The organism is Enterobacter cloacae complex sp. SHL012, from assembly GCF_049237505.1.
Taxonomy (GTDB): Bacteria; Pseudomonadota; Gammaproteobacteria; order Enterobacterales; family Enterobacteriaceae; genus Enterobacter; species Enterobacter kobei.
Map to the genome: position 1 here is coordinate 540877 of NZ_JBMKIZ010000003.1, position 21581 is coordinate 562457.

The 21581-nt window shown below is 54.1% G+C and carries 21 protein-coding genes and 1 other RNA gene; 10 read left to right on the forward strand and 12 right to left on the reverse strand.

Annotation, left to right across the window (positions count from 1 at the left end; all coding sequences use genetic code 11):
• Positions 1-18 precede the first annotated feature (18 nt).
• The 7 genes from ACOTY9_RS13725 to ACOTY9_RS13755 all read left to right on the forward strand — a co-directional run bounded on the left by ACOTY9_RS13725 (position 19) and on the right by ACOTY9_RS13755 (position 3618).
• Positions 19-387: a DUF1090 domain-containing protein gene (locus tag ACOTY9_RS13725; RefSeq protein WP_014885328.1), complete on the forward strand. Its 369-nt coding sequence runs from the start codon at positions 19-21 to the stop codon at positions 385-387.
• A gap of 29 nt (positions 388-416) precedes the next feature.
• On the forward strand, positions 417-722 hold the full coding sequence (locus ACOTY9_RS13730; protein WP_008503141.1) for a DUF883 family protein: 306 nt from the start codon (positions 417-419) through the stop codon (positions 720-722).
• A gap of 1 nt (position 723) precedes the next feature.
• A complete protein-coding gene (locus ACOTY9_RS13735) occupies positions 724-1122 on the forward strand; it encodes a phage holin family protein (RefSeq protein WP_014885329.1) in 399 nt (132 codons plus the stop codon).
• Positions 1119-1415, forward strand: a complete 297-nt coding sequence (locus ACOTY9_RS13740; RefSeq protein ID WP_014885330.1) for a YqjK-like family protein — start codon at positions 1119-1121, stop codon at positions 1413-1415. Before ACOTY9_RS13735 ends, ACOTY9_RS13740 begins: the two co-directional genes overlap by 4 nt.
• Before the next feature lie 279 nt (positions 1416-1694).
• Complete coding sequence (locus ACOTY9_RS13745) at positions 1695-2087, forward strand: DoxX family protein (protein WP_014885331.1); 393 nt, start codon at positions 1695-1697, stop codon at positions 2085-2087.
• 71 nt (positions 2088-2158) lie between these two features.
• On the forward strand, positions 2159-3145 hold the full coding sequence (locus tag ACOTY9_RS13750) for a glutathione S-transferase family protein (protein WP_014885332.1): 987 nt from the start codon (positions 2159-2161) through the stop codon (positions 3143-3145).
• A gap of 107 nt (positions 3146-3252) precedes the next feature.
• Positions 3253-3618, forward strand: a complete 366-nt coding sequence (locus tag ACOTY9_RS13755; RefSeq protein WP_014885333.1) for a DUF805 domain-containing protein — start codon at positions 3253-3255, stop codon at positions 3616-3618.
• Between the two features lie 41 nt (positions 3619-3659).
• Here ACOTY9_RS13755 and ACOTY9_RS13760 read toward each other — a convergent pair whose 3' ends face one another.
• Entirely contained in the window at positions 3660-4562 is a 903-nt protein-coding gene (locus ACOTY9_RS13760) for a LysR family transcriptional regulator (protein ID WP_014885334.1), read from the reverse strand.
• 104 nt (positions 4563-4666) lie between these two features.
• Here ACOTY9_RS13760 and ACOTY9_RS13765 point away from each other — a divergent pair, with 104 nt between their 5' ends.
• Positions 4667-5368 (forward strand): pirin family protein, encoded by a 702-nt coding sequence (locus ACOTY9_RS13765; RefSeq protein ID WP_014885335.1) that lies wholly within the window; start codon positions 4667-4669, stop codon positions 5366-5368.
• A 39-nt stretch (positions 5369-5407) separates the two neighbouring features.
• Here ACOTY9_RS13765 and ACOTY9_RS13770 read toward each other — a convergent pair whose 3' ends face one another.
• From ACOTY9_RS13770 to garL, 11 genes are all read right to left on the reverse strand, one after another.
• Positions 5408-6709 carry a serine dehydratase subunit alpha family protein gene (locus tag ACOTY9_RS13770; protein ID WP_014885336.1) on the reverse strand — a complete coding sequence of 434 codons (1302 nt, stop codon included), beginning with the start codon at positions 6707-6709 and terminating at the stop codon, positions 5408-5410.
• A gap of 20 nt (positions 6710-6729) precedes the next feature.
• The gene (locus ACOTY9_RS13775) at positions 6730-8061 is read right to left on the reverse strand and encodes a hypothetical protein (RefSeq protein WP_348565934.1); all 1332 of its coding nucleotides are present in this window, start codon (positions 8059-8061) and stop codon (positions 6730-6732) included.
• A 260-nt stretch (positions 8062-8321) separates the two neighbouring features.
• Positions 8322-8732 (reverse strand): hypothetical protein, encoded by a 411-nt coding sequence (locus tag ACOTY9_RS13780; protein WP_348565935.1) that lies wholly within the window; start codon positions 8730-8732, stop codon positions 8322-8324.
• 149 nt (positions 8733-8881) lie between these two features.
• A complete protein-coding gene (gene pflB, locus ACOTY9_RS13785) occupies positions 8882-11176 on the reverse strand; it encodes a formate C-acetyltransferase (protein ID WP_023331367.1) in 2295 nt (764 codons plus the stop codon).
• A 15-nt stretch (positions 11177-11191) separates the two neighbouring features.
• Positions 11192-12400, reverse strand: coding sequence for a propionate kinase (gene tdcD / locus ACOTY9_RS13790; RefSeq protein WP_023331368.1), 1209 nt, complete (start codon positions 12398-12400; stop codon positions 11192-11194).
• Between the two features lie 30 nt (positions 12401-12430).
• A complete protein-coding gene (gene tdcC, locus ACOTY9_RS13795; RefSeq protein WP_045134790.1) occupies positions 12431-13762 on the reverse strand; it encodes a threonine/serine transporter TdcC in 1332 nt (443 codons plus the stop codon).
• Positions 13763-13771: 9 nt separating this feature from the next.
• Positions 13772-14761, reverse strand: a complete 990-nt coding sequence (gene tdcB / locus ACOTY9_RS13800) for a bifunctional threonine ammonia-lyase/L-serine ammonia-lyase TdcB (protein ID WP_096217841.1) — start codon at positions 14759-14761, stop codon at positions 13772-13774.
• A 114-nt stretch (positions 14762-14875) separates the two neighbouring features.
• Positions 14876-15796 (reverse strand): transcriptional regulator TdcA, encoded by a 921-nt coding sequence (tdcA, locus tag ACOTY9_RS13805; RefSeq protein ID WP_348565936.1) that lies wholly within the window; start codon positions 15794-15796, stop codon positions 14876-14878.
• A 687-nt stretch (positions 15797-16483) separates the two neighbouring features.
• Positions 16484-16860, reverse strand: an RNA gene (gene rnpB / locus ACOTY9_RS13810) — RNase P RNA component class A.
• Between the two features lie 59 nt (positions 16861-16919).
• A complete protein-coding gene (gene garR, locus ACOTY9_RS13815) occupies positions 16920-17810 on the reverse strand; it encodes a 2-hydroxy-3-oxopropionate reductase (protein WP_348565937.1) in 891 nt (296 codons plus the stop codon).
• Positions 17811-17830: 20 nt separating this feature from the next.
• A complete protein-coding gene (gene garL, locus ACOTY9_RS13820) occupies positions 17831-18601 on the reverse strand; it encodes a 2-dehydro-3-deoxyglucarate aldolase (RefSeq protein WP_023337841.1) in 771 nt (256 codons plus the stop codon).
• Positions 18602-18960: 359 nt separating this feature from the next.
• Here garL and garD point away from each other — a divergent pair, with 359 nt between their 5' ends.
• Both garD and ACOTY9_RS13830 read left to right on the forward strand, forming a co-directional pair.
• Positions 18961-20532, forward strand: coding sequence for a galactarate dehydratase (gene garD / locus ACOTY9_RS13825; protein ID WP_348565938.1), 1572 nt, complete (start codon positions 18961-18963; stop codon positions 20530-20532).
• Between the two features lie 176 nt (positions 20533-20708).
• Complete coding sequence (locus tag ACOTY9_RS13830; RefSeq protein WP_014885349.1) at positions 20709-21563, forward strand: tagatose bisphosphate family class II aldolase; 855 nt, start codon at positions 20709-20711, stop codon at positions 21561-21563.
• The last annotated feature ends 18 nt before the right edge of the window (positions 21564-21581 follow it).

Sequence of the window (21581 nt, forward strand, 5' to 3'; positions counted from 1 at the left end):
CAATGGAAGGTTTCGATAATGAAATTCCGCATGACTCTGGCTCTGGCCCTTTTTTCTTTAAGCACAGCGACCTTCGCCAACTCTCTCTGTCAGGAGAAAGAACAGGATATTCAGCGTGAGATCGGTTATGCCGAAAAGCATAACAATCAGCACCGTGTTGATGGTCTTAAAAAAGCGCTGAGCGAAGTGAAAGCAAACTGTACAGACAGCAAGCTACGTGCCGATCATCAGAAAAAAATCGCTGAACAGAAGGACGAGATAGCCGAGCGCCGTCAAGACCTGCAGGAAGCGAAAGAGAAAGGGGATGCGGAAAAAATTGCTAAGCGCGAGAAGAAGTTGAAAGAAGCGCAGGACGACCTGAAAGCGCTGGAAGCTCGCGATTATTGAGTTAACGGAAATCTCAACAGGAGAGAATCATGTCAAAAGATACGACGTCTGAACATCTGCGCGCTGAACTGAAATCCCTGGCCGATACCCTTGAGGAGGTGTTGAACTCTTCCGCCGACAAGTCGAAAGAAGAAGTGAGCAAGCTGCGTAGCAAAGCGGAGCAGGCGCTGAAAGAGAGCCGCTACCGCCTGGGTGAAACCGGTGATGCACTGGCAAAACAGACCCGTGAAGCGGCGGCTCGCGCGGACGAATATGTGCGCGATAATCCATGGACGGGGGTAGGTATTGGTGCCGCCGTCGGTGTGGTACTGGGTGTTCTTCTGACGCGTCGTTGATATGGAAGATCCTCGTCACGCACAAGGGCCTGCTAACAACGTCCTCGGCATCGGCCAGCGTATTTTAACCACGCTGGTCGGGATTGCCGAAACGCGCGTCCGGCTGGCAGTGGTCGAGCTGGAAGAGGAGAAAGCAAATCTCTTCCAGATGCTGCTGATGCTCGGCCTGACCATGCTCTTCGCCGCGTTTGGTCTGATGAGCCTGATGGTGTTAATCATCTGGGCCATTGATCCGCAGTATCGACTCAACGCGATGATTGCCACCACCGTCGTTTTGCTGGTCGCCGCGTTGATTGGCGGCATCTGGACGCTGCGCAAAGCACGCAAGTCGACTTTCCTGCGCCATACACGTCAGGAGCTGGCTAACGATCGCGCCCTGCTGGAGGATGACAAGCCGTGAGCGACAAAGCCGAACGTCAGAAGCGCAAAGCCTACCTGTTGAGTCAGATCCAGCAGCAACGGCTGGATCTTTCTGCCAGCCGTCGCGACTGGATTGACGCGACGCGGCGGTTTGACCGTGGCTGGAATACCTTTCTGAGCCTGCGTTCATGGGCGCTGGTCGGCAGTAGCGTAATGGCTATCTGGACGGTTCGTCATCCAAATATGCTCATCCGCTGGGCACGCCGCGGTTTTGGTGCCTGGAGCGCCTGGCGTCTGGTGAAAGCGACGTTGCGTCAGCAGCAGCTGAGGTAGCCTTCTCGCCGGGTGGCGGCTTCGAGGTAAAAGCAAAACGGTAACTCAGGTTACCGTTTTTGTTTTTGCGCCCTCTCCCCGTGGGAGAGGGTTGGGGTGAGGGCACCAGCGCGCACCTGTTTTTACTCAATATCTTTGAAGAAGATTGACAGTTTTCCTTGCTAACAATTGTCACCCGCCCCGTTTATTATCCTCTCCATCGACAGCAAATCCGCGGTATCTACCCGGAATTGCACACAAATAAAGTTCAGCCGCTGATGTGGTTTCCTGGAGAGTAAAATGAAAAAATTAGAAGATGTTGGTGTACTGGTAGCGCGTATTCTGATGCCAATCCTGTTTATCGTAGCGGGTTGGGGAAAAATCACCGGTTATGCGGGTACCCAGCAGTACATGGAAGCCATGGGCGTGCCGGGGTTCCTGCTGCCTCTGACCATTCTGCTTGAGTTCGGCGGCGGCCTGGCGGTTCTGTTCGGTTTCCTGACCCGTACCACCGCGCTGTTTACCGCGGGCTTCACCGTGCTGACAGCGTTCATCTTCCACAGCAACTTTGCGGAAGGCGTGAACTCTCTGATGTTCATGAAAAACCTGACCATCGCGGGTGGCTTCCTGCTGCTGGCAGTCACTGGCCCGGGCGCATACAGCATCGACCGCCTTCTGAATAAGAAGTGGTAAGCACGCTATACTGAATAAACACAAAGCGAGGAGACATCTCCTCGCTTTTGCTATCTGACGGAGGAGAAAAAATGGGACAACTCGTAGACGGCGTCTGGCAGGATGTCTGGTATGACACAAAATCCACCGGAGGACGCTTTAAGCGCTCTGTTTCGGCCTTCCGTAACTGGCTGACCGCCGATGGCGCACCTGGCCCGAGCGGTGAAGGCGGCTTCGCGGCCGAGAAAGATCGTTATCATCTTTATGTTTCTCTGGCCTGCCCGTGGGCACACCGCACGCTGATTGTGCGCAAACTTAAAGGCCTTGAATCCCTCATTCCGGTTTCGGTGGTCAACCCGCTGATGCTGGAAAACGGCTGGACGTTTGACAGTGATTTCCCCGCCGCGACCGGCGACGATCTTTACCACCACGATTTCCTCTACCAGCTTTATTTGCGCGCCGATCCGCACTACACCGGACGCGTTACTGTCCCGGTACTGTGGGACAAGAAAAACCAGACGATTGTCAGCAACGAATCTGCGGAAATCATCCGCATGTTCAATACCGCGTTTGATGCACACGGCGCCCGCGCCGGGGACTACTACCCGGTTGAGCTGCGCGATAAAATTGACGAGCTGAACAGCTGGATCTACGACAACGTCAACAACGGTGTCTATAAAGCCGGGTTTGCGACCAGCCAGGAAGCCTATGACGACGCGGTCGGGAAAGTGTTTGAATCGCTGGAGCGTCTGGAGCAGATCCTCGGCCAGCATCGCTATCTGACAGGCGACCGCCTGACGGAAGCCGATATTCGTCTGTGGACCACGCTGGTGCGCTTTGATCCGGTCTATGTCACTCACTTTAAGTGCGACAAGCATCGTATCAGTGACTATCTGAACCTGTATGGTTTCCTGCGCGACATCTACCAGATGCCGGGCATTGCCGAAACGGTCGACTTCGACCATATCCGCACCCACTATTTCCGCAGCCACAAGACCATTAATCCGACGGGCATTATCTCCATCGGCCCGTGGCAGGATCTGGATGAGCCGCACGGTCGCGACGTGCGTTTTGGATAAATATCAAGGGCATCACCAGATGCCCTTTTTTAATTCACAATCTCCATCTATCCTTATCTCGATCGCTTAAAAAACAAGTGATTGACCGATTATTGAGGCAAGGAAAAATGGACTGGTATTTAAACGTACTGCGCAACTATATTGGATTTGGTGGCCGCGCCCGCCGCAAAGAGTACTGGATGTTCATTCTGGTGAACTTCATCTTCGCGCTGGTGCTAAGCATCGTGGATAAAATTCTGGGCTGGGAGTGGGCGAGCGGGGAAGGCGTTCTCACCTCAATTTACGGCTTATTTATTCTGTTGCCTTCCTGGGCCGTGCAGTTTCGACGCCTCCACGATACCGATCGTTCGGCGTGGTGGCTGTTGCTGCTGCTGATCCCGATCGTGGGATGGATTGTGATTTTGATCTTCAACTGCCAGTCCGGTACGCCGGGCGAAAACCGCTTTGGTCCGGATCCTAAGATCGCTGCGTAAATTATTGCCCGGTGGCGCTTACGCTTACCGGGCCTACACGCTTATTTGTTGTGGTGCGCAAAGAGTTTGGGTATTTCGCGCAGGCACCACGATTTGGCTTCGCCCATGCTGTCGCGACGCCAGGCCATAATAATGTCCACTTCGCTGGTGTACTCCGGGCTCACAACGCGCAGACGCCCTTCCGCAATATCTTTTTCCACAAACGGATACGGCATGGTTGCCACGCCAAGCCCGGCCAGCAGCGCCTGTCGTTTGTCTTCCAGTGAAGTGACCGTCAGACGAGGCTGTTTATCCAGCAACTGCACCGTCAGCACCGGACGTTCACGCGCGGTATCAGCGACCGCCACGCCGCGATACTTCACGCGCGTCACCTCAGAGAGCGGCTCTGGCTCCTGGTGAATCGGGTGATTGGGTGCGGCAACGTAAACGTTCATCACGCTGTAGAGCTTGCGCGAGTTGATTTCCGACGACGAGCGGAAGTGCATATCCGGCGCAATAACGATATCCGCCCTGCCCGTCTCCAGGCGCTCCCACGCGCCTGCCAGCACTTCGGTAATGATCGACAGCTGCGTGTTCGCTTTATCAGCCAGACGGTCAACCAGCGGGAACAGCGCTTCAGTAGGCACCAGCGCTTCGGTCACTAACGTCAGATGGGTTTCCCAACCGCGCGCCAGCGCTTCGGCATCGGTCGTTAACTTATCCGCCGCTTCCAGCAACACGCGACCGCGCTCCAGCAGCATTCGGCCCACGTTGGTGAATTTTGTTCGATGACCGGAGCGGTCAAACAGCACCACGTCCAGCTCCTCTTCCAGCTTCTGCATGGTGTAACTCAGCGCCGACGGAACGCGCCCCAGTTCATCAGCGGCTGCCGCAAAACTGCCGCGCCGGTCAATCGCGTCCATGACGCGAAGCGCCTCAAGCGTCAATGCTCTCTCTTTAGCCATCTCGTTCTCATTCAGGAAATTTGAACATACCGGGCAGAATATCTGGCTAACAATGCAGCGTCCATACCTTTACCATTGTTTTAGTGTAAAGAGAGGTCAAGTTTATGATTACGACAAGAACAGCTAAACAGTGCGGACAAGCCGATTTCGGCTGGCTGCAGGCCCGCTACACCTTTTCTTTTGGACACTACTTTGACCCTAAACTCCTCGGTTACGCTTCATTACGCGTGTTGAATCAGGAAGTGCTCGCCCCTGGCGCGTCCTTCCAGCCGCGTACGTACCCGAAAGTCGATATCCTGAACCTGATCCTGGAAGGCGAGGCAGAATACCGCGATAGCGAGGGCAATCATGTCCAGGCAAAGGCTGGCGAAGCGTTGTTAATTTCGACGCAGCCGGGCATCAGTTACAGCGAGCATAACCTCAGCAAAGATAAAACGCTGACCCGTATGCAGTTGTGGCTGGACGCCTGCCCTGAGCGGGAAAATCCGCTGGTACAAAAGGTAGATTTAACGGGCGATAAGCAGCAGCTGATTGCGTCGCCTGATGGCAGCAAAGGCAGCCTGCAGCTGCGTCAGCAGGTATGGCTGCATCATATCGAACTGAAGAAAGGTGAGCAGGCGAGCTTCCAGCTTCATGGGCCGCGTGCGTATTTACAGTCCATCCACGGTACGGTGCATGCGGTAACGCATACGGAAGAGAAAGAGGCGCTCACCTGTGGTGACGGGGCGTTTATTCGTGATGAAGCGAATATTACCCTGGAGGCCGATACGGCATTGCGGGCGCTACTGATTGATTTACCGGTGTAATTAACCTTACCCCTCTCCCAAACGGGAGAGGGGTATTCTTTACACCTTACTCGCCATAATCTCGATAATCTGCCGATCCGTTGCCTGCATCGAGCGGCACGCCAGTGCGCACAGGTTGGAAATAGACTGTTCCACATCGTGCGCCACAATCCCCTCATTGCCCGTTACGGCAGAATCGTCCAGCGCCATCATGACTGCTTTCCAGGCACTGTTGACGCTGGTGGAGACTTTCATCGCGCAGCTATTGGAGGCGCCATCACAGATCATCCCACTGACATCCCCGATCATACTGCCGATTGCCATCGCAACCGTCTTGTAGCTTCCGTCCATCAGCCACGCCATACCTGCCGCTGCGCCCATTGCCGCCGTCGTTGCTGCACACAATGCGGACAAGCGCGGAAGCTGGTAGTGGATATAAATGGCCGACAGATGTGAAAGCATCAGCGCCCGCGCCAGCCGCTCGTCGTCAGCCTGAACGTGTTCAGCCACAACAACAACCGGCATAGTCGCGGTGATCCCCTGGTTTCCTGACCCGGAATTACTCATCGCTGGCAGTGTCGCACCGCCCATGCGGGCATCCGAGGCCGCGCTAGTGCGGATAACAATATCTGAACCCAGATCCTGTGCCATCCATCCGCGGGTGCGCTGTTTATCGAGCGTCGCACCAATGTGCAACCCCCATTGCCCGCTGAGCCCTTCACGTGAGAGCGCATCGTTCAAACGCCCGGCATCAAGGATAAACCGGATCGCATCGAACGGGACCTGCTCGACAAACTCCAGGATCTGCGAAAGCGTCGTGGTTGACAGCACCGCCAGGGGGTCACTCCCTGCCTCTGCCTGTTGATCGTCCAGCCTGAAGCGCGTTTCGCCCTGACACACCACCTCCACCACACGGGTATGCCCGCCCGCGATAGTCACCATCGCCGAGGCATCACCGGCGTATACACAGGCTCGTGAATAGAGAATCTCTTCGCACGGTTCCTGAAGTTTCACCTGCACCTGACCGGCATTCAGCAGCGCTTTAGCCCGTACCAGCGCATCCGCGCTGGCATCTTTCAGTACCTCCAGCCCCGCCTGCGCATTACCACCGATGGCGCCCAGCGCCGCCGCAATCGGCAACCCGACCATTCCGGTACCCGGCACCGTTACGCCCAGCCCGTTCTTCATCAGGTTCGGCGATACCCACGCCTCAATCTGTGTTACGTCGCCTGACAGGTGCTCTGCGGCAATTGCACAAGCCAGCGCCAGAGAAACGGGTTCGGTGCACCCCAGTGCAGGTTTAACTTCTTCCTGCACCACGCGAATAAATTGATTCCATAAAGGATGAGTTTGCTCAGACATCGTTACGACCTTAATTACCCTCAGGAGAATGCGAGGAAAGGAGAAACACAAAGCAGCAGCCCGGTGATAACAATAATCACCAGCGACACGCCTTTATATTTATGCAGTGCTGGCACTTTATAGACCAGCCATGCAGGGATCAGGCAGCCCACCATGCCGAAGATAGGGCTACAAATGGAGGTGAAGCTCAATACCGGCGCGTTTAAGACAATCGCGCTCCAGGCCAGCAGAATGGCGAATAACATGATGCCGCGCTGAACGGTGCTTTCATTGATTTTCTCTGTTGGCATTTTGCGGCGCAGGACGTTCATCACGATCCCCTGCGTGGCCTCACGAAAGCCCAGATAGACGCCGAAGAACGCCGTCATCACGGCAAAGATATTGAGAATTACGCTGACGATTTTGACCCAGCCCGCACCGTCGCCGCTGATAAATTGCGCCGCGATCGCCAGGGCAGAGATATTCTGCTCGTAGGCTTTGACCGCTTCGTCGTGTCCCATTGCCAGGGTGAAAGAGACAGCGTAAAAGAAGACCGTCACAAACAGTACGCCAAAAGCGATATTCATTGCCCGCAATGCTTTGTGTCGCGCCACTTCAACGGACTTTTCCCGTGAGCGGTACGAGATAACCATCGGGCTTAAAGTCTGAATAAACAGAATGGAGGTTAAGGTAAAGGGCAACGTAATAATGGCGTTTTTAATCAGCAGACCCACCGGTGGCAGCATGCCCACATTGGCTAAATGCCAGAGGCCAATCATCGACAGCCCCAGCGCGGCAACCACGAATAGTTTGGTCAGCACCATCAGGCTGGAGACCTTAAACAGCAGCTTTTCACCGCGTGAAGAAATGGCGACCAGAATGCAGATCAGGAATAAACCGTAGAAGGGATTGTCAGACAGTAACCCGTCGGTCACACCGAAAGTATGCAAATACGATGCGCTGTCGTTGGTGATGGCAGTGGAATAAACAAACATCCAGATCACCAGCATCACGAAATAGAGCGCACCTAATAGGATGCCCCAGTTTTTACCTAAGTAACCGCTAATTACGCTTGGGTAGTCTTTGCATTCCGGAGACTCCGCCAGCGTATTAATAAACAAACGCTGGAACAGATACATGGCCGGATAACCAATAATCGACGAGAGCAAAAAGACCCACAATCCCATTAATCCAACCTGCACAGGGAGAAAAACAATCCCCGCGCCGATGGCCATCCCGATACTCATGATGACCCACCCCGTGTCGGTGCTGTCGAATTTAATCGCTTCTCGCCACTCGCTTTCACTCATTCCCGCCCGCCTTGCCGCAGGGGAATCATTCACAATCACACTGCTGTTTGTTGCCGTTTCCATTGGGTACTCGCTTATTTTGTAGGGTAAACAGTTGTTTTTATTAGATTCCGATCGCCAGCGATTGCGAGTCAGAGAATGCAGGTGCTTGTTATTGGTGTGGGAAGATCATATCCGGAGCGAGGGAGAAAAAAGTCACAAGTTTTATGGGGATTTTCAAAGACTGGAGGAAAAATTTCCTTTTTTAATTCTTTAAATGCATAACTTTTCTAAAAGTGACGACGATCAAGAAATAAAAACCCGCGCCGTGCGCGGGTAGGAAATCACTCAGCCAGCGCGTTAGCCATATCAGTTTTGACCTGCTTACGCTGCTCCGGCGTCAGCACCTGGCTGACGTCAAAGTAATATTTCACGCGGTAATAACGGGTCTGCTCTTCAATTTTGCTGAAGGCGGTAAGCTGGCTTTTCACCGTGCTTTCGTCCCATTTACCCGCCTGGAACATGTCGATCAGCGCACCGTCCTTCACGCCCGTCATTGGGATCTTGCTGACGTTTTGCTCCAGTTGCTGATGCAACTCTTTAATCTTATTAATCTGCTCATTGCTGAGCTTCAGGTGCTGTACCAGCGGATCCTGCGATGGAGACGGGGCTGCCTCAACGTTCGCGGCCTGCGCGGTAAAACTGCACACCGCCAACGACGCTGCAATCAAAGCAATACGGGTCATTTTCATCATCTTACTGTCCTTACATTTTGTTATTGGGAAAAGCAGGAACATTGTTTTTCAAGAGCGGATGAATATGTGTGAGTAATTATATAAACAATTTTGTATGTTTAGCGGGCAAAAAAGTGCCCCCTGCGTTGAGGGGGCATGTGAACACACTTTTAGATAGATTGAGTAAACGTCCTCGATATCACATCCTGCTGCTGCTCGCGCGTCAGGGCATTAAAGCGCACGGCATAGCCTGAAACACGAATGGTCAGATTCGGGTAATTTTCCGGATGCGCAATGGCGTCCAGCAGCATTTCCCGGTTCATTACGTTGACGTTCAGGTGCTGCCCGCCTTCAATGGCCGCTTCATGGTGGAAGTACCCGTCCAGCAGCCCCACCAGGTTGGTTTTGCGCACCAGCTCATCTTTGCCCAGCGCCTGCGGCACGATAGAGAAGGTGTAGGAGATCCCGTCCTTCGCATAGGTGAACGGCAGCTTGGCCACCGACGTCAGCGAGGCCACCGCCCCTTTTCTGTCACGGCCGTGCATCGGGTTCGCGCCAGGGGCAAACGGCGTGCCGCCGCGGCGACCGTCCGGCGTATTCCCGGTCTTCTGACCGTAAACCACGTTGGAGGTAATGGTCAGAATAGACTGGGTCGGCACCGCATTGCGATAGGTCGGCAGCGCCTGAATTTTCTTCATAAAGCGCTCAACCAGGTCGCAGGCGATGCTGTCCACGCGGTCGTCGTTGTTGCCGTACTGCGGATAGTCACCTTCGATGACGAAATCAACCGCCAGACCGGTGTGGTCGCGCACCGGTTTCACCGTGGCGTATTTAATCGCGGAGAGAGAGTCCGCCGCGACCGACAGCCCGGCGATGCCGCAGGCCATGGTGCGATAGACGTCACGGTCATGCAGCGCCATCAGTGAGGCTTCGTAGCTGTACTTATCGTGCATGTAGTGAATGAGATTCAGCGCGCTGATGTACTGCACCGCCAGCCAGTCCATAAAGTGATCGAGGCTGGCCATCACGGTGTCGTAATCCAGCACCTCATCCAGCAATGGCGCGGTTTTCGGGCCGACCTGAATCTTCAGCTTCTCATCCACTCCGCCGTTGATGGCGTACAGCAGCGTTTTCGCGAGGTTGGCGCGGGCGCCAAAGAACTGCATCTGCTTGCCGATCACCATCGGGCTGACACAGCAGGCAATGGCGTAGTCGTCGCTGTTGAAGTCGGCTCGCATCAGATCGTCGTTCTCGTACTGCAGTGAGGAGGTGACAATCGACACCTGCGCGGCGTATTTCTTAAATGCAATCGGCAGCTGTTCAGACCAGAGGATCGTCAGATTGGGCTCCGGCGCAGGCCCCATGGTGTGCAGGGTGTGCAAATAGCGGAAGCTGTTTTTGGTCACCAGCGTGCGGCCGTCCAGCCCCATTCCGCCAATCACTTCCGTCGCCCAGATCGGATCGCCCGAGAAGAGCGTGTCGAACTCCGGCGTGCGCAGGAAGCGGACCATGCGGATCTTCATGATGAAGTGGTCGATCAGCTCCTGCGCCTGCGCCTCATTTAGCCGTCCGGCCTGCATGTCGCGCTCAATGTAGATATCAAGGAACGACGCCGTGCGTCCCAGCGACATCGCCCCGCCGTTCTGGGATTTCACCGCCGCCAGGTAGGCAAAGTAGACCCACTGCACCGCTTCCTGCGCGTTCATCGCCGGACGCGCAATATCAAAGCCGTAGTTCGCCGCCATCTGCTGGATCTGGAGCAAAGCACGCTTGTGCTCCGCCAGCTCTTCACGCAGGCGGATCGTCGCTTCGAGATCGTCACCGCGTTCCAGCTTCGGCTGGAGATCCGCAAACTGCAGCTCACGCTCGCGCACCAGATAGGTGATGCCGTACAGCGCCACGCGTCGGTAGTCACCGATGATGCGCCCGCGTCCGTAGCCGTCCGGCAGACCGGTCAGCACGCCGGATTTACGGCAGCGCATCATCTCCGGCGAGTAGACGTCAAACACGCCCTGGTTATGGGTTTTACGCAGGTCGGTAAACAGGTATTCAAACTGCGGATCCATCTCGCGGCCATAGGCTTCAAACGAGCTGCGGATCATGTTGATCCCGCCATACGGATGCAGGGCGCGCTTGAGCGGTTTATCGGTTTGCAGCCCGACGATCGTCTCCAGATCCTGATCGATATAACCCGGCCCGTGAGCGGTAATGGTGGTGGCAATGTTAGTATCAAAATCTACCGGGGCGTGGGTGGCATTCTCCTGACGAATGCCGACCATCACCTTCTGCCACAGCGCCGTCGTTGCTGGCGTCGCCTGCGCGAGGAAAGCTTCGTCGCCTTCATAAGGGGTGTAGTTATGCTGAATAAAATCGCGCACGTTGACGGCGTTTTTCCATTCTTCACCGCGAAAGCCAGCCCATGCGTCGCTGTAGGGCGCGACGCCTGTATCGATTGTTACGTTCATGTGTTTCTCGCTATATCAGGCGTAAGCCGCAGCCGGAGTGACCTTCCCAAGACGGAGGGCGTCCAGCGCGATCATTTTTTCTTCATTGGTAGGGACAACCGCGCAGACTACGCGGGAGGAATCGGTGCTGATGACGCGCTCGCCCGCGCTGCCCGGCAGGGCATTTTTAGCCTCGTCGAGGAGGATGCCGAAGACCTTAAGATGCTCCGCCACCAGCGCGCGGATCAGTTTCGAGTTTTCGCCAATACCACCGGTAAAGATCACGCCATCCAGACGATGCAGCGATGCCGCGTGACCGGCGATATGCCGCGCAATCCGGTGGACAAAGGTGTGGATCGCCAGCTGCGCCCGTTGATTGCCTTCGTGCCAGGCTTTCTCCAGCGCACGTAAATCGGAGGAGATGCCGGATATCCCCAGCAACCCGGACTCTTTGTTAACCACGCGCTCCAGATCATCAAATGACTGGCCGGTTTGCTGGGCAATCCACGCCATCGCGCCAAAATCCACGTCGCCACAGCGCGTGCCCATCACCAGCCCTTCCAGCGGCGTCATGCCCATGGAGGTATCGACGCTCTCACCGTTGCGCACCGCGCAGATGGAGGCCCCGTTACCAAGATGAGCAATCACCAGCCCGCTGTCGTCGGGGGACAGCCCGAGAAGCGTATGCGCCTGTCCGGCCACGTAACGATGGGAAGTGCCGTGAAAACCGTAACGCCGTACGCCCAGCGCTTCAAAATAGCGGTACGGCAAGCCGTACAGATACGCCTGAGGCGGCAGCGTCTGATGGAAGCTGGTATCGAATACCGCCACCTGCTGCACGCCCGGGAACAACCGCTCTGCGGCTTCCACGCCGCTTAAGTTGGCGTAGTTATGCAGCGGTGCCAGCGGGGAAACCTGACGGATCTGCTCAATCACCTCTTTCGTAATCAGGGTCGACTCGCTGAAGAGGTCGCCGCCGTGCGCAATACGGTGGCCAATTAAGGCCACGCTGCTCATCAGGTTGCGCTTCTCCAGCTCCAGGGCGATGGCTGCCAGCGCCCCTTCGTAGTCCTGGTGAGCCAGTTTGACTGGCTCACCCCCGTTCACGGAAATAAAGGCCTTTTCGGTGTTGATACCGTCCGCAATGCCCGTCATCAGGGTCTCACAGCTGCTGGCGTCGAGCACCGAAAACTTAACAGAGGACGAACCGCAGTTAATAACCAGTACTACCGGAAACTCAATCATCATATGACTCCGCTCTTCCTGAGCTATGGGTTAGAACAGTTTGTAAACAATATTCAGAATGGTCAGCAGGCCCACAACCGTGACGAAGATGTTCTCGGGTTTGCCCTTATATTTCGCCATGGCTGGCGCTTTGCGGATGGCGTACATCGGCAGCAGGCACAGCAGAGAGGCGATGATCGGTGCGCCCATGGCTTCGATAAGGTCGAGAATGTTCGGGTTGGCATAGGCCACAACCCAGGTGGAGCCCATGATGAAGACCATGCTGATGGTGTTCAGCTTGCCAACGGAAACCTTCTTCTTATCCCCCTTATAACCGAACTTGAGGATCAGGCCGTTCAGCCCTTCCAGGGTGCCCAGATAGTGCCCAAAGAAGGATTTAAAGATAGCGACCAGCGCGATGATGGACGCACCGTATTCCAGCACCGTGGCAAACGTCGATTTGGTTCCCGACATGGAGGCAAAGTGGTTCGCCAGATAAGAGAGCACCGGAATGTTCTGCGCTTTGGCATCCGCCATGTTCTGCGGAGAGAGCGTAAACAGGCAGCTAAAGGCGAAGAACATCACTACGGCGACCATCAGCATGCTGGCGCGACCGATGATTTTGGAACATTTCTGCTCGGTAAACGCTTTACCGAACTCGGGCTCGTACTCTTCACGCTTGGAGACCACAAATGAGGAGACGATGGGCGAGAAGTTGAAGGAGAAGACCATGATGGAGATCCCCAGCCACACCGTGACCAGAATGCCGTCATGACCGGTAAAGGAAATATCGCTCAGGTTGACCTGGTCGATCACCGCCGAGTTCCAGTATGGGATCAGCGACAGGGAAATCAGCACCAGGCTGGCGATGAACGGGAACACCAGGAAGCTCATCACCTTCACCATCAGATCTTTACCAAACCAGATCACAAAGGCCATCATCAGCAGCAGGAACAGCGCCACTACACCACGGTTCAGCGCAGGCAGCTGGAGCTGGTTTTCCCAGAACGTCATAAAGGTGTTGGTAATGGTCACGCCGTAAATCCACAGCAGTGGGCAAATGGCAAAGAAGTAGAGGAAGGTGATGACCACCCCGCCGGTCTTGCCGAAGTGCTCTTCCACCGTTTCGGTAATGTTGCCTGAGACATTACTGCCGGACAGGCACAGACGCGCCAGCGCGCGGTGACAGTAAAATGCAATCGGGAACGCGAGGACCAGCATCAGCAGGATGGGGATCAACCCGCCAAAGCCTGCGCGAATAGGGAAGAACAGCACGCCTGCGCCAATGGCGGTTCCGAACAGGCCCAGCGTCCAGGTGGTATCAGACTTACGCCAGGAGGACGTTTTTGTCTGGCCAACGATAATGCTTTCTGTGTTGCTCATAGGTCACCTTTATGCGTCAACGAAGCCGGTAATTTGGGAAACACGGGAGAGATCGATATTGCCGCCGGAAATAATGCAGACGGTTTTTCGGCCCTGAATATAGTGGTCAAGTTTGCCGCTTAATAATGCCGCGCAGGCCAGCGCGCCAGCACCTTCCGTCACCACTTTATTTCGCTGAATAAGCGCAATCATGCTGTTGCGAATATCGTCTTCGCTCACCAGCACAATGTCATCAACCAGTTCGCGGACGATTTCGAAGGTTAATTTACCCGGACGAGATACGTCGCAACCGTCAGCTAATGTACCGGTGACGCGATGGTTGGTGATTTCTCCGGCCTGGTATGATGCCGCCATCCCATGAACATTTTCAGACTGTACGCCAATAATATTAATGGTCGGGTTAATGGATTTAATGGCCGTTGCAATCCCGGCAATTAATCCGCCACCGCCGATGGGAACAATCACGTTATCCACATCATACAAATCTTCAAGAATTTCCAGGCCAATGGTGCCCTGTCCGGCGATCACTTTCGGATCGTCATACGGCGGGATAAAAATGCGCCCTTCCATCTCGACGATTTCACTCACTTTCGCGATGGTGTCGTTGAAGTTCTCGCCGTGCAGCACCACTTCAGCCGAGTAGTCACGCGTCGCGGCTACTTTAGACTTTGGCGCGCCCATCGGCATCACCACTTTGCCGTCAATGCCGAGCATTGCACACGAGAGCGACACACCCTGCGCGTGGTTTCCCGCCGAGCAGGCGACGACGCCCTTACGCTTTTCAGCATCGGTCAGCGAGCTTAATTTATTAAACGCACCGCGAATTTTAAACGAGCCGGTACGCTGCATATTTTCAAACTTCAGGAATATTTCACCCTTACAGCGCTCGCTGAGATAATTCGAACGCGGCATGCCGGTTTTATAGATTTTACCCGCCAGGCGTTTTCTGGCGTCCTGAATATCTTCAATCGTTACCGGAAGGTCGTAGGTAATGTGCATAATATCCTCGTTATAATAATTCATTCTTTTCAGGCAAAGTCAGGGTATCAGAGCATAAAATTATCTCTGGGTGTTTTTTATAAAATGTTTATTGCTTCTAAGGAGATCAATATTTCATCGTCGTCTTTCACCGGTGAGTGAGGCATATTGTTTTGCCAGTTCAACCAATACTGACGCGGATTTTTTAATTCTGTAATTTTTCGACCACACGGCGGCATAACGCGCCACGGGTAATTCATCCTCTACCGGCAGAACAATAAATTGATCCGAGCCGAACGGAGCAATCATGTCGCGTGGAATCACCGTCAGATAATCGGCATTCAGGACAAGGTTATAAATGGTGACCACGGAATCGGTCTGGACGATGTTTTCAATACTGATGTGGTTGTCTTGCAGAGTGGTCAGAAGTTCTTTGTAGTAGCCCATATCGGTTTGCGGCATCACCCACTGCTCATGCGTGAGCGATGCCAGTGTCCTCGGGCCGGTGCACGTTCGTGATTTACTGGCGACCAGCACAAATTCTGACTCAAACAAGGGCTCGACGTGCAGATCCTGCAGCAGCATCTCATCACTCAGCGTGCCGATGGCAAAGTCCAGACGCCCGTCACGAATGGCCGGAAGGAAAGAAGAGAGCTGTGCTTCATACATGGAGACCCGCGCTTTCGGGAACACTTCCTTGAATTTTTTGATCATTTCGGACAGGAAGGTGAAACCAATCAGTGATGGGTAGCCAAAGGAAACGTCCATCACGGTGCTGAAACTCAGGCTGTTGATCTCGCTCACCATGTTTTTCATTTCGCGGGTGATCGACTCTGAGTAGGAGAGCAGCACCTGGCCTGCGGCAGTCAGTTTTACGCCCGTGTTTTTACGCACCATGACTTCCACGCCGAAGTAGGATTCGATATCGCTGATAATTTTGCTGACGGCGGGTTGCGTCAGACCCAGTTGTCTTGCTGCAGAACCTATGGAGCCACTTTTAATGACTTCCTGAAATACCACGAGGTGCTGTGTTTTCGGTAGAATAATAGTGTTCATAATATTCTGCGCTTATTTCCCTATGACGCAGCGGATTCTACCCAATATTGTTTAAGGGGGTATGTGCTGTTACTCACAATTTGCCTTCCCGTGTTATTCACCGGAACAACAAAAAACACAAAAATCCTTTACAATCAATCAGATAAGAATGTCGAATCACACCATTACGCTGATATCGATCAACAAAACCAACAGTAATAAATTTATTTTATGGCGATAACCTGGATAAATTTTCCTGCGTTAACAAAATCAATAAAGACGATCTTTCAGGCAATTAAAGACCAATAAATAACCGTTATTCAGTTGAAACATTCTTTCAATTTATCAAATTTTACAGATGCTTTTAGGCTGGCTTTCGATAAAAAGAGGAATACGTCACACATTCGCAGGATGAATGTTTTTAAATGCAATATGTAGATATCAAACATGAAAACATATTGATTCATTAAGACAACAATCACAACAAATTAACAACACTGTGGATTAACCCCTTTTCAGCGCGAAATTTTGTGATAACGATCGCCTGTAGATTGCTTGAGGCCATTGAAGAGATAAAAACAGTGAAATGTGCTTAATGTCGCAAATATGAGAATTGATGTCGTTTGTGGGGTTGTCGGGTGGCGCAGCACTTAACCGACCTACAACCTCCTGAAAGCAAAAACCCCGCCGAAGCGGGGTTTTTTAAGAAGTTGAAGCTGACCGATAAGCCGGGTTCTGTCGTGGACAGTCATTCATCTAGGCCAGCAATCGCTCACTGGCTCAAGCAGCCTACCCGGGTTCAGTACGGGCCGTACCATGTGAACCCCTATTTGGCCTTGCTCCGGGTGGAGTTTACCGTGCCACGGACTGTTACCAGCCGCGCGGTGCGCTCTTACCGCACCCTTTCACCCTTACCTGATCCCGCTTGCGCGGGCCATCGGCGGTTTGCTCTCTGTTGCACTGGTCGTGGGTTTCCCCCCCAGGCGTTACCTGGCACCCTGCCCTATGGAGCCCGGACTTTCCTCCCCTCCGCCCGTCTCCCCCGAAAGGGACGACGACGAAGCGGCGACTGTCTGGTCAGCTTCGGCGCGCAGTATAGAGGGTTTGCGCGCCGCTGTCACCTTCAGGTGCAGACAAGACGTAATTAACGCGCGACTTCTACCTTTGCCAGTTTTTCGTAGTAGCACGCAATCGCGCTGTGATCGGCCGTGCCCAGACCATCTGCACGCAACGCCTGCATCATCTCCATCACCGCCGCGGTCAGCGGCAGCTGTGCGCCTACGCCGTGGGACGTATCGAGCGCGTTCGCCAGATCTTTAATGTGCAGATCGATACGGAATCCCGGCTTGAAGTTACGGTCCATCACCATCGGCGCTTTGGCATCCAGCACGGTACTTCCCGCCAGACCACCGCGAATCGCCTGATAGACCAGGTCCGGGTTAACGCCCGCTTTGGTTGCCAGCGTCAGCGCTTCAGACATCGCGGCGATGTTCAGCGCCACAATGACCTGGTTCGCCAGCTTGGTCACGTTGCCCGCGCCAATTTCCCCCGTATGCACCACGGAGCCTGCCATCGCTTTCATCAGGTCATAGTATTTATCGAAAATAGCTTTATCCCCGCCGACCATCACCGACAGCGTGCCGTCGATCGCTTTCGGCTCACCGCCGCTGACCGGCGCGTCCAGCATATCCACGCCCTTCGCTCTTAGCGCCTCGCTGATTTCACGACTTGCAAGCGGTGCGATAGAGCTCATATCAATCAGCACCAGGCCGGGCTTCGCGCCCTCAATGATGCCGTTCTCCCCCAGCGCGACCTCTTTAACATGCGGGGAGTTTGGCAGCATGGTAATGATGACATCGCACTGCTCAGCAATCGCTTTGGCGGTGGAGGCGGTTTCTGCGCCAGCCGCCATCACCTCGGCCACAGATTGCGGATTATGATCGGAGACCACCAGTGAGTAACCCGCTTTGATGAGGTTCTTACTCATTGGTTTACCCATGATCCCCAGGCCAATAAAACCCACTTTCAGCGTCATAACTGTTTCCTCAATGATGGTTATTTTTTAAAAGCGTCCGCTAATTTCTGCGTCGCTGAGCGGAACACCCCGAGATCGCTGCCGACGGCAACAAAGGTGGCTCCCCACTCCAGATAACGTCGGGCGTCGGCTTCAACCGGCGCCAGTATGCCGCTCGGTTTACCGTGTGCTTTGGCGCGAGCAAATATGTGCTGGATCGCACGCTGCACGTCAGGGTGGCTGGCATTGCCCAGGTGGCCAAAGGCGGCAGCCAGATCGCTTGGGCCGACAAAGATACCGTCCACACCGTTTGTGGCTGCAATAGCGTCGAGGTTATCAACCCCCTGCTGGCTCTCAATCTGCACCAGAACAGTGATGTTGCTATTGGACTGCGCGAAGTAGTCCGGCACGGTGCCGAACATGTTGGCGCGGTGTGAGACGGAGACGCCGCGTATCCCTTCCGGCGGGTAGCGCGTTGACGCCACGGCCAGCGCCGCTTGTTCCTGGGTTTCCACAAACGGGATGAGGAAATTGTAGAACCCGATATCCAGCAAACGTTTGACGATCACCGGGTCATTGGTTGGCACTCGCACCACCGGGGCGCTGGCGCTGCCTTTCAGGGCCATCAGTTGCGGAATAAAGGTGCTGATATCATTTGGCGCATGTTCGCCGTCGAGCACCAGCCAGTCAAAACCAGCAAGGCCCAGCACTTCAGTACTTATTGGGTTTGCCAGCGCAGACCAACAGCCAATCTGGATCTGGTGCGCCGCAAGGGCCGCTTTAAACGTATTCGGGAAGATATTGTTATTCATCACTTATACCTTTTTAATTCCGCAGTTTGAGCCGGGATTATTTATTGCGAAACATATTGTTTTTATATTTATTTCTCTGACTGAATGTTGGCAATATAAAATCGTCCTTCAGTATAATCGTCACTTCACTACAGCACATTGTTTTTATGCTCAAGTATTGCGCCTCATTTCAACGCCATTTTGAGCATCTGCCCAACGCTGTGGGCGCTAATGCACAGAATCAGGGATTAGTCAGCCTGACGCGATCGCGATCACATTTTTACCGGTCTTCTGCTGACATTCTTTATTTCCTCGAGAATAAAACGATTATCCAACGGGTTAAATTTACTATCTGACACTTTGCCGGAGAAATGTGAATAATGGCCGATATTGAAATGAGAGAGGCATCGCCGACGGCGTTTTATATAAAAGTTCACGATACGGATAACGTGGCGATTATTGTCAATGACAATGGCTTAAAAGCGGGAACACGCTTCCCGGACGGACTGACGTTAATTGAACATATTCCCCAGGGGCATAAGGTCGCACTGGTCGATATTCCTGCCCATGGGGAGATCGTGCGTTACGGTGAAGTCATCGGCTATGCCGTTCGCGCAATTCCGCAGGGAAGCTGGATTGAGGAGTCGCTGGTTGAACTGCCAAAAGCGCCACCGCTGAACACCCTGCCACTTGCCACCCGCGTACCGGAACCGCTTCCCCCACTGGAAGGCTATACCTTTGAAGGCTATCGCAATCCGGACGGCAGCGTCGGTACCAAAAATCTTCTTGGTCTCACCACCAGCGTACACTGCGTGGCGGGCGTGGTGGATTACGTGGTGAAAATCATCGAACGCGATCTGCTGCCGAAATACCCGAACGTCGATGGCGTGGTTGGCCTGAACCATCTCTATGGCTGTGGCGTAGCGATCAACGCGCCAGCGGCGGTCGTGCCGATCCGTACCATTCATAATATTGCCCTCAACCCGAATTTTGGCGGCGAGGTGATGGTGATTGGTCTGGGGTGCGAAAAACTGCAGCCTGAGCGTCTGCTCCAGGGTACCGAAGACGTCAAAGCCATTCCGGCAGGCGAGGCCAGCATTGTACGCCTGCAGGACGAACGCCACATTGGGTTCCGGTCTATGGTCGACGATATTCTGCAGGTTGCTGAGCGTCATCTGGATAAGCTCAACCGACGCCAGCGCGAAACCTGCCCCGTGTCTGACCTGGTGGTGGGAACCCAGTGCGGCGGCAGCGATGCGTTCTCTGGCGTGACGGCCAACCCGGCGGTGGGCTTCGCGTCCGACCTGCTTGTTCGTTGCGGTGCGACGGTGATGTTCTCTGAAGTGACCGAAGTCCGTGATGCCATCCATTTACTGACGCCGCGCGCCGTCAATGAAGAAGTGGGCCAGCGCCTGCTTGAGGAGATGGCCTGGTACGATAACTATCTCGACATGGGTAAAACCGACCGTAGCGCGAATCCGTCTCCGGGAAACAAAAAAGGGGGCCTGGCGAACGTCGTGGAAAAAGCCCTGGGTTCGATTGCTAAATCCGGCCAAAGCGCGATTGTGGAAGTCCTCTCTCCGGGACAGCGGCCGACCAAACGCGGCCTGATCTACGCGGCAACGCCTGCCAGCGATTTTGTTTGCGGCACCCAGCAGGTGGCATCCGGCATTACGGTGCAGGTCTTTACCACCGGACGCGGCACGCCGTATGGCCTGATGGCAGTCCCGGTGATCAAAATGGCGACGCGCACCGAGCTGGCAAACCGCTGGTACGACTTAATGGATATCAACGCGGGAACCATCGCCACCGGAGAAGAGAGCATTGAGGACGTGGGCTGGAAGCTATTCCACTTCATTCTGGACGTGGCAAGCGGGCGGAAGAAAACGTTCTCGGACCAATGGGGATTACATAACCAGCTGGCGGTGTTTAACCCGGCACCAGTGACGTGAGTTTACTATAAACCTCTTTCAGCATGGCTTCGGCCATGCTTTTTTTTGTTTTCGATTCTTTCGCATTCTTATCTTTCATTTCGAATCTTTCATTTCTAAGATACCAATCACAAAAAAGCATTCCGAAACCCTATATTGTCTTTCGCACAAACAAAACGAAAGGTTTCGGAGGAAAGATGTATATCATCTCGTCAAAAGCGATGCTGATAAAGGCACAGCGTGAAGGTTACGCGGTCCCTGCATTTAATATTCATAATCTCGAAACACTGCAGGTAGTCGTCGAAACGGCCTCAGAGATGCGGTCTCCTCTGATTGTCGCGGGCACGCCCGGTACGTTTAGCTATGCCGGAACCGGGAATGTGGTAGCCATTGCTGGCGATCTAGCCAAAACGTACAACCAGCCACTGGCGATCCACCTCGATCATCATGAAGATTTCGACGATATCGCGCAGAAAGTACGGAGCGGGATCCGCTCTGCAATGATCGACGGCTCTCATCATCCGTTCTCTGAAAACGTATTGCTCGTAAAGAAAGTGACGGACTACTGCCACCGCTACGACGTTAGCGTAGAGGCTGAACTTGGCCGTCTTGGCGGTCAGGAGGATGACCTTGTCGTCGACAGCAAAGATGCGCTCTACACCAATCCACAACAGGCTCGCGAGTATGTTGAGCTGACGGGTATCGACTCGCTGGCTGTAGCCATCGGCACCGCGCACGGCCTGTATAAAGCTACGCCAAGGCTGGATTTCGAACGCCTGGCAGAGATCCGTAATCTGGTTGATATCCCGCTGGTACTGCACGGTGCCTCAGGATTGTCGACAGAAGATATCCGTAAGGCTATTAGCCTCGGGATCTGCAAGGTCAATGTCGCCACAGAACTCAAAATCGCCTTCTCGAATGCGCTGAAAACCTATCTCGCTTCATATCCCGATGCCAGCGACCCCCGTCATTACATGGTACCCGCCAAAAGTGCCATGCAAGAGGTCGTACGCAAGGTTATTGCCGATTGTGGTTGTGAAGGAAAGCTCTAACAACGAAAGATTAATGCC

Coding starts and splice junctions, on each gene's coding strand:
- ACOTY9_RS13725 (WP_014885328.1), top strand. CDS start 19: ATGAAATTCCGCATGACTCTGGCTCTGGCCCTTTTTTCTTTAAGCACA.
- ACOTY9_RS13730 (WP_008503141.1), top strand. CDS start 417: ATGTCAAAAGATACGACGTCTGAACATCTGCGCGCTGAACTGAAATCC.
- ACOTY9_RS13735 (WP_014885329.1), top strand. CDS start 724: ATGGAAGATCCTCGTCACGCACAAGGGCCTGCTAACAACGTCCTCGGC.
- ACOTY9_RS13745 (WP_014885331.1), top strand. CDS start 1,695: ATGAAAAAATTAGAAGATGTTGGTGTACTGGTAGCGCGTATTCTGATG.
- ACOTY9_RS13750 (WP_014885332.1), top strand. CDS start 2,159: ATGGGACAACTCGTAGACGGCGTCTGGCAGGATGTCTGGTATGACACA.
- ACOTY9_RS13755 (WP_014885333.1), top strand. CDS start 3,253: ATGGACTGGTATTTAAACGTACTGCGCAACTATATTGGATTTGGTGGC.
- ACOTY9_RS13760 (WP_014885334.1), bottom strand. CDS start 4,562: ATGGCTAAAGAGAGAGCATTGACGCTTGAGGCGCTTCGCGTCATGGAC.
- ACOTY9_RS13765 (WP_014885335.1), top strand. CDS start 4,667: ATGATTACGACAAGAACAGCTAAACAGTGCGGACAAGCCGATTTCGGC.
- ACOTY9_RS13770 (WP_014885336.1), bottom strand. CDS start 6,709: ATGTCTGAGCAAACTCATCCTTTATGGAATCAATTTATTCGCGTGGTG.
- ACOTY9_RS13775 (WP_348565934.1), bottom strand. CDS start 8,061: ATGGAAACGGCAACAAACAGCAGTGTGATTGTGAATGATTCCCCTGCG.
- ACOTY9_RS13780 (WP_348565935.1), bottom strand. CDS start 8,732: ATGATGAAAATGACCCGTATTGCTTTGATTGCAGCGTCGTTGGCGGTG.
- pflB (WP_023331367.1), bottom strand. CDS start 11,176: ATGAACGTAACAATCGATACAGGCGTCGCGCCCTACAGCGACGCATGG.
- tdcD (WP_023331368.1), bottom strand. CDS start 12,400: ATGATTGAGTTTCCGGTAGTACTGGTTATTAACTGCGGTTCGTCCTCT.
- tdcC (WP_045134790.1), bottom strand. CDS start 13,762: ATGAGCAACACAGAAAGCATTATCGTTGGCCAGACAAAAACGTCCTCC.
- tdcB (WP_096217841.1), bottom strand. CDS start 14,761: ATGCACATTACCTACGACCTTCCGGTAACGATTGAAGATATTCAGGAC.
- tdcA (WP_348565936.1), bottom strand. CDS start 15,796: ATGAACACTATTATTCTACCGAAAACACAGCACCTCGTGGTATTTCAG.
- garR (WP_348565937.1), bottom strand. CDS start 17,810: ATGACGCTGAAAGTGGGTTTTATTGGCCTGGGGATCATGGGTAAACCA.
- garL (WP_023337841.1), bottom strand. CDS start 18,601: ATGAATAACAATATCTTCCCGAATACGTTTAAAGCGGCCCTTGCGGCG.
- garD (WP_348565938.1), top strand. CDS start 18,961: ATGGCCGATATTGAAATGAGAGAGGCATCGCCGACGGCGTTTTATATA.
- ACOTY9_RS13830 (WP_014885349.1), top strand. CDS start 20,709: ATGTATATCATCTCGTCAAAAGCGATGCTGATAAAGGCACAGCGTGAA.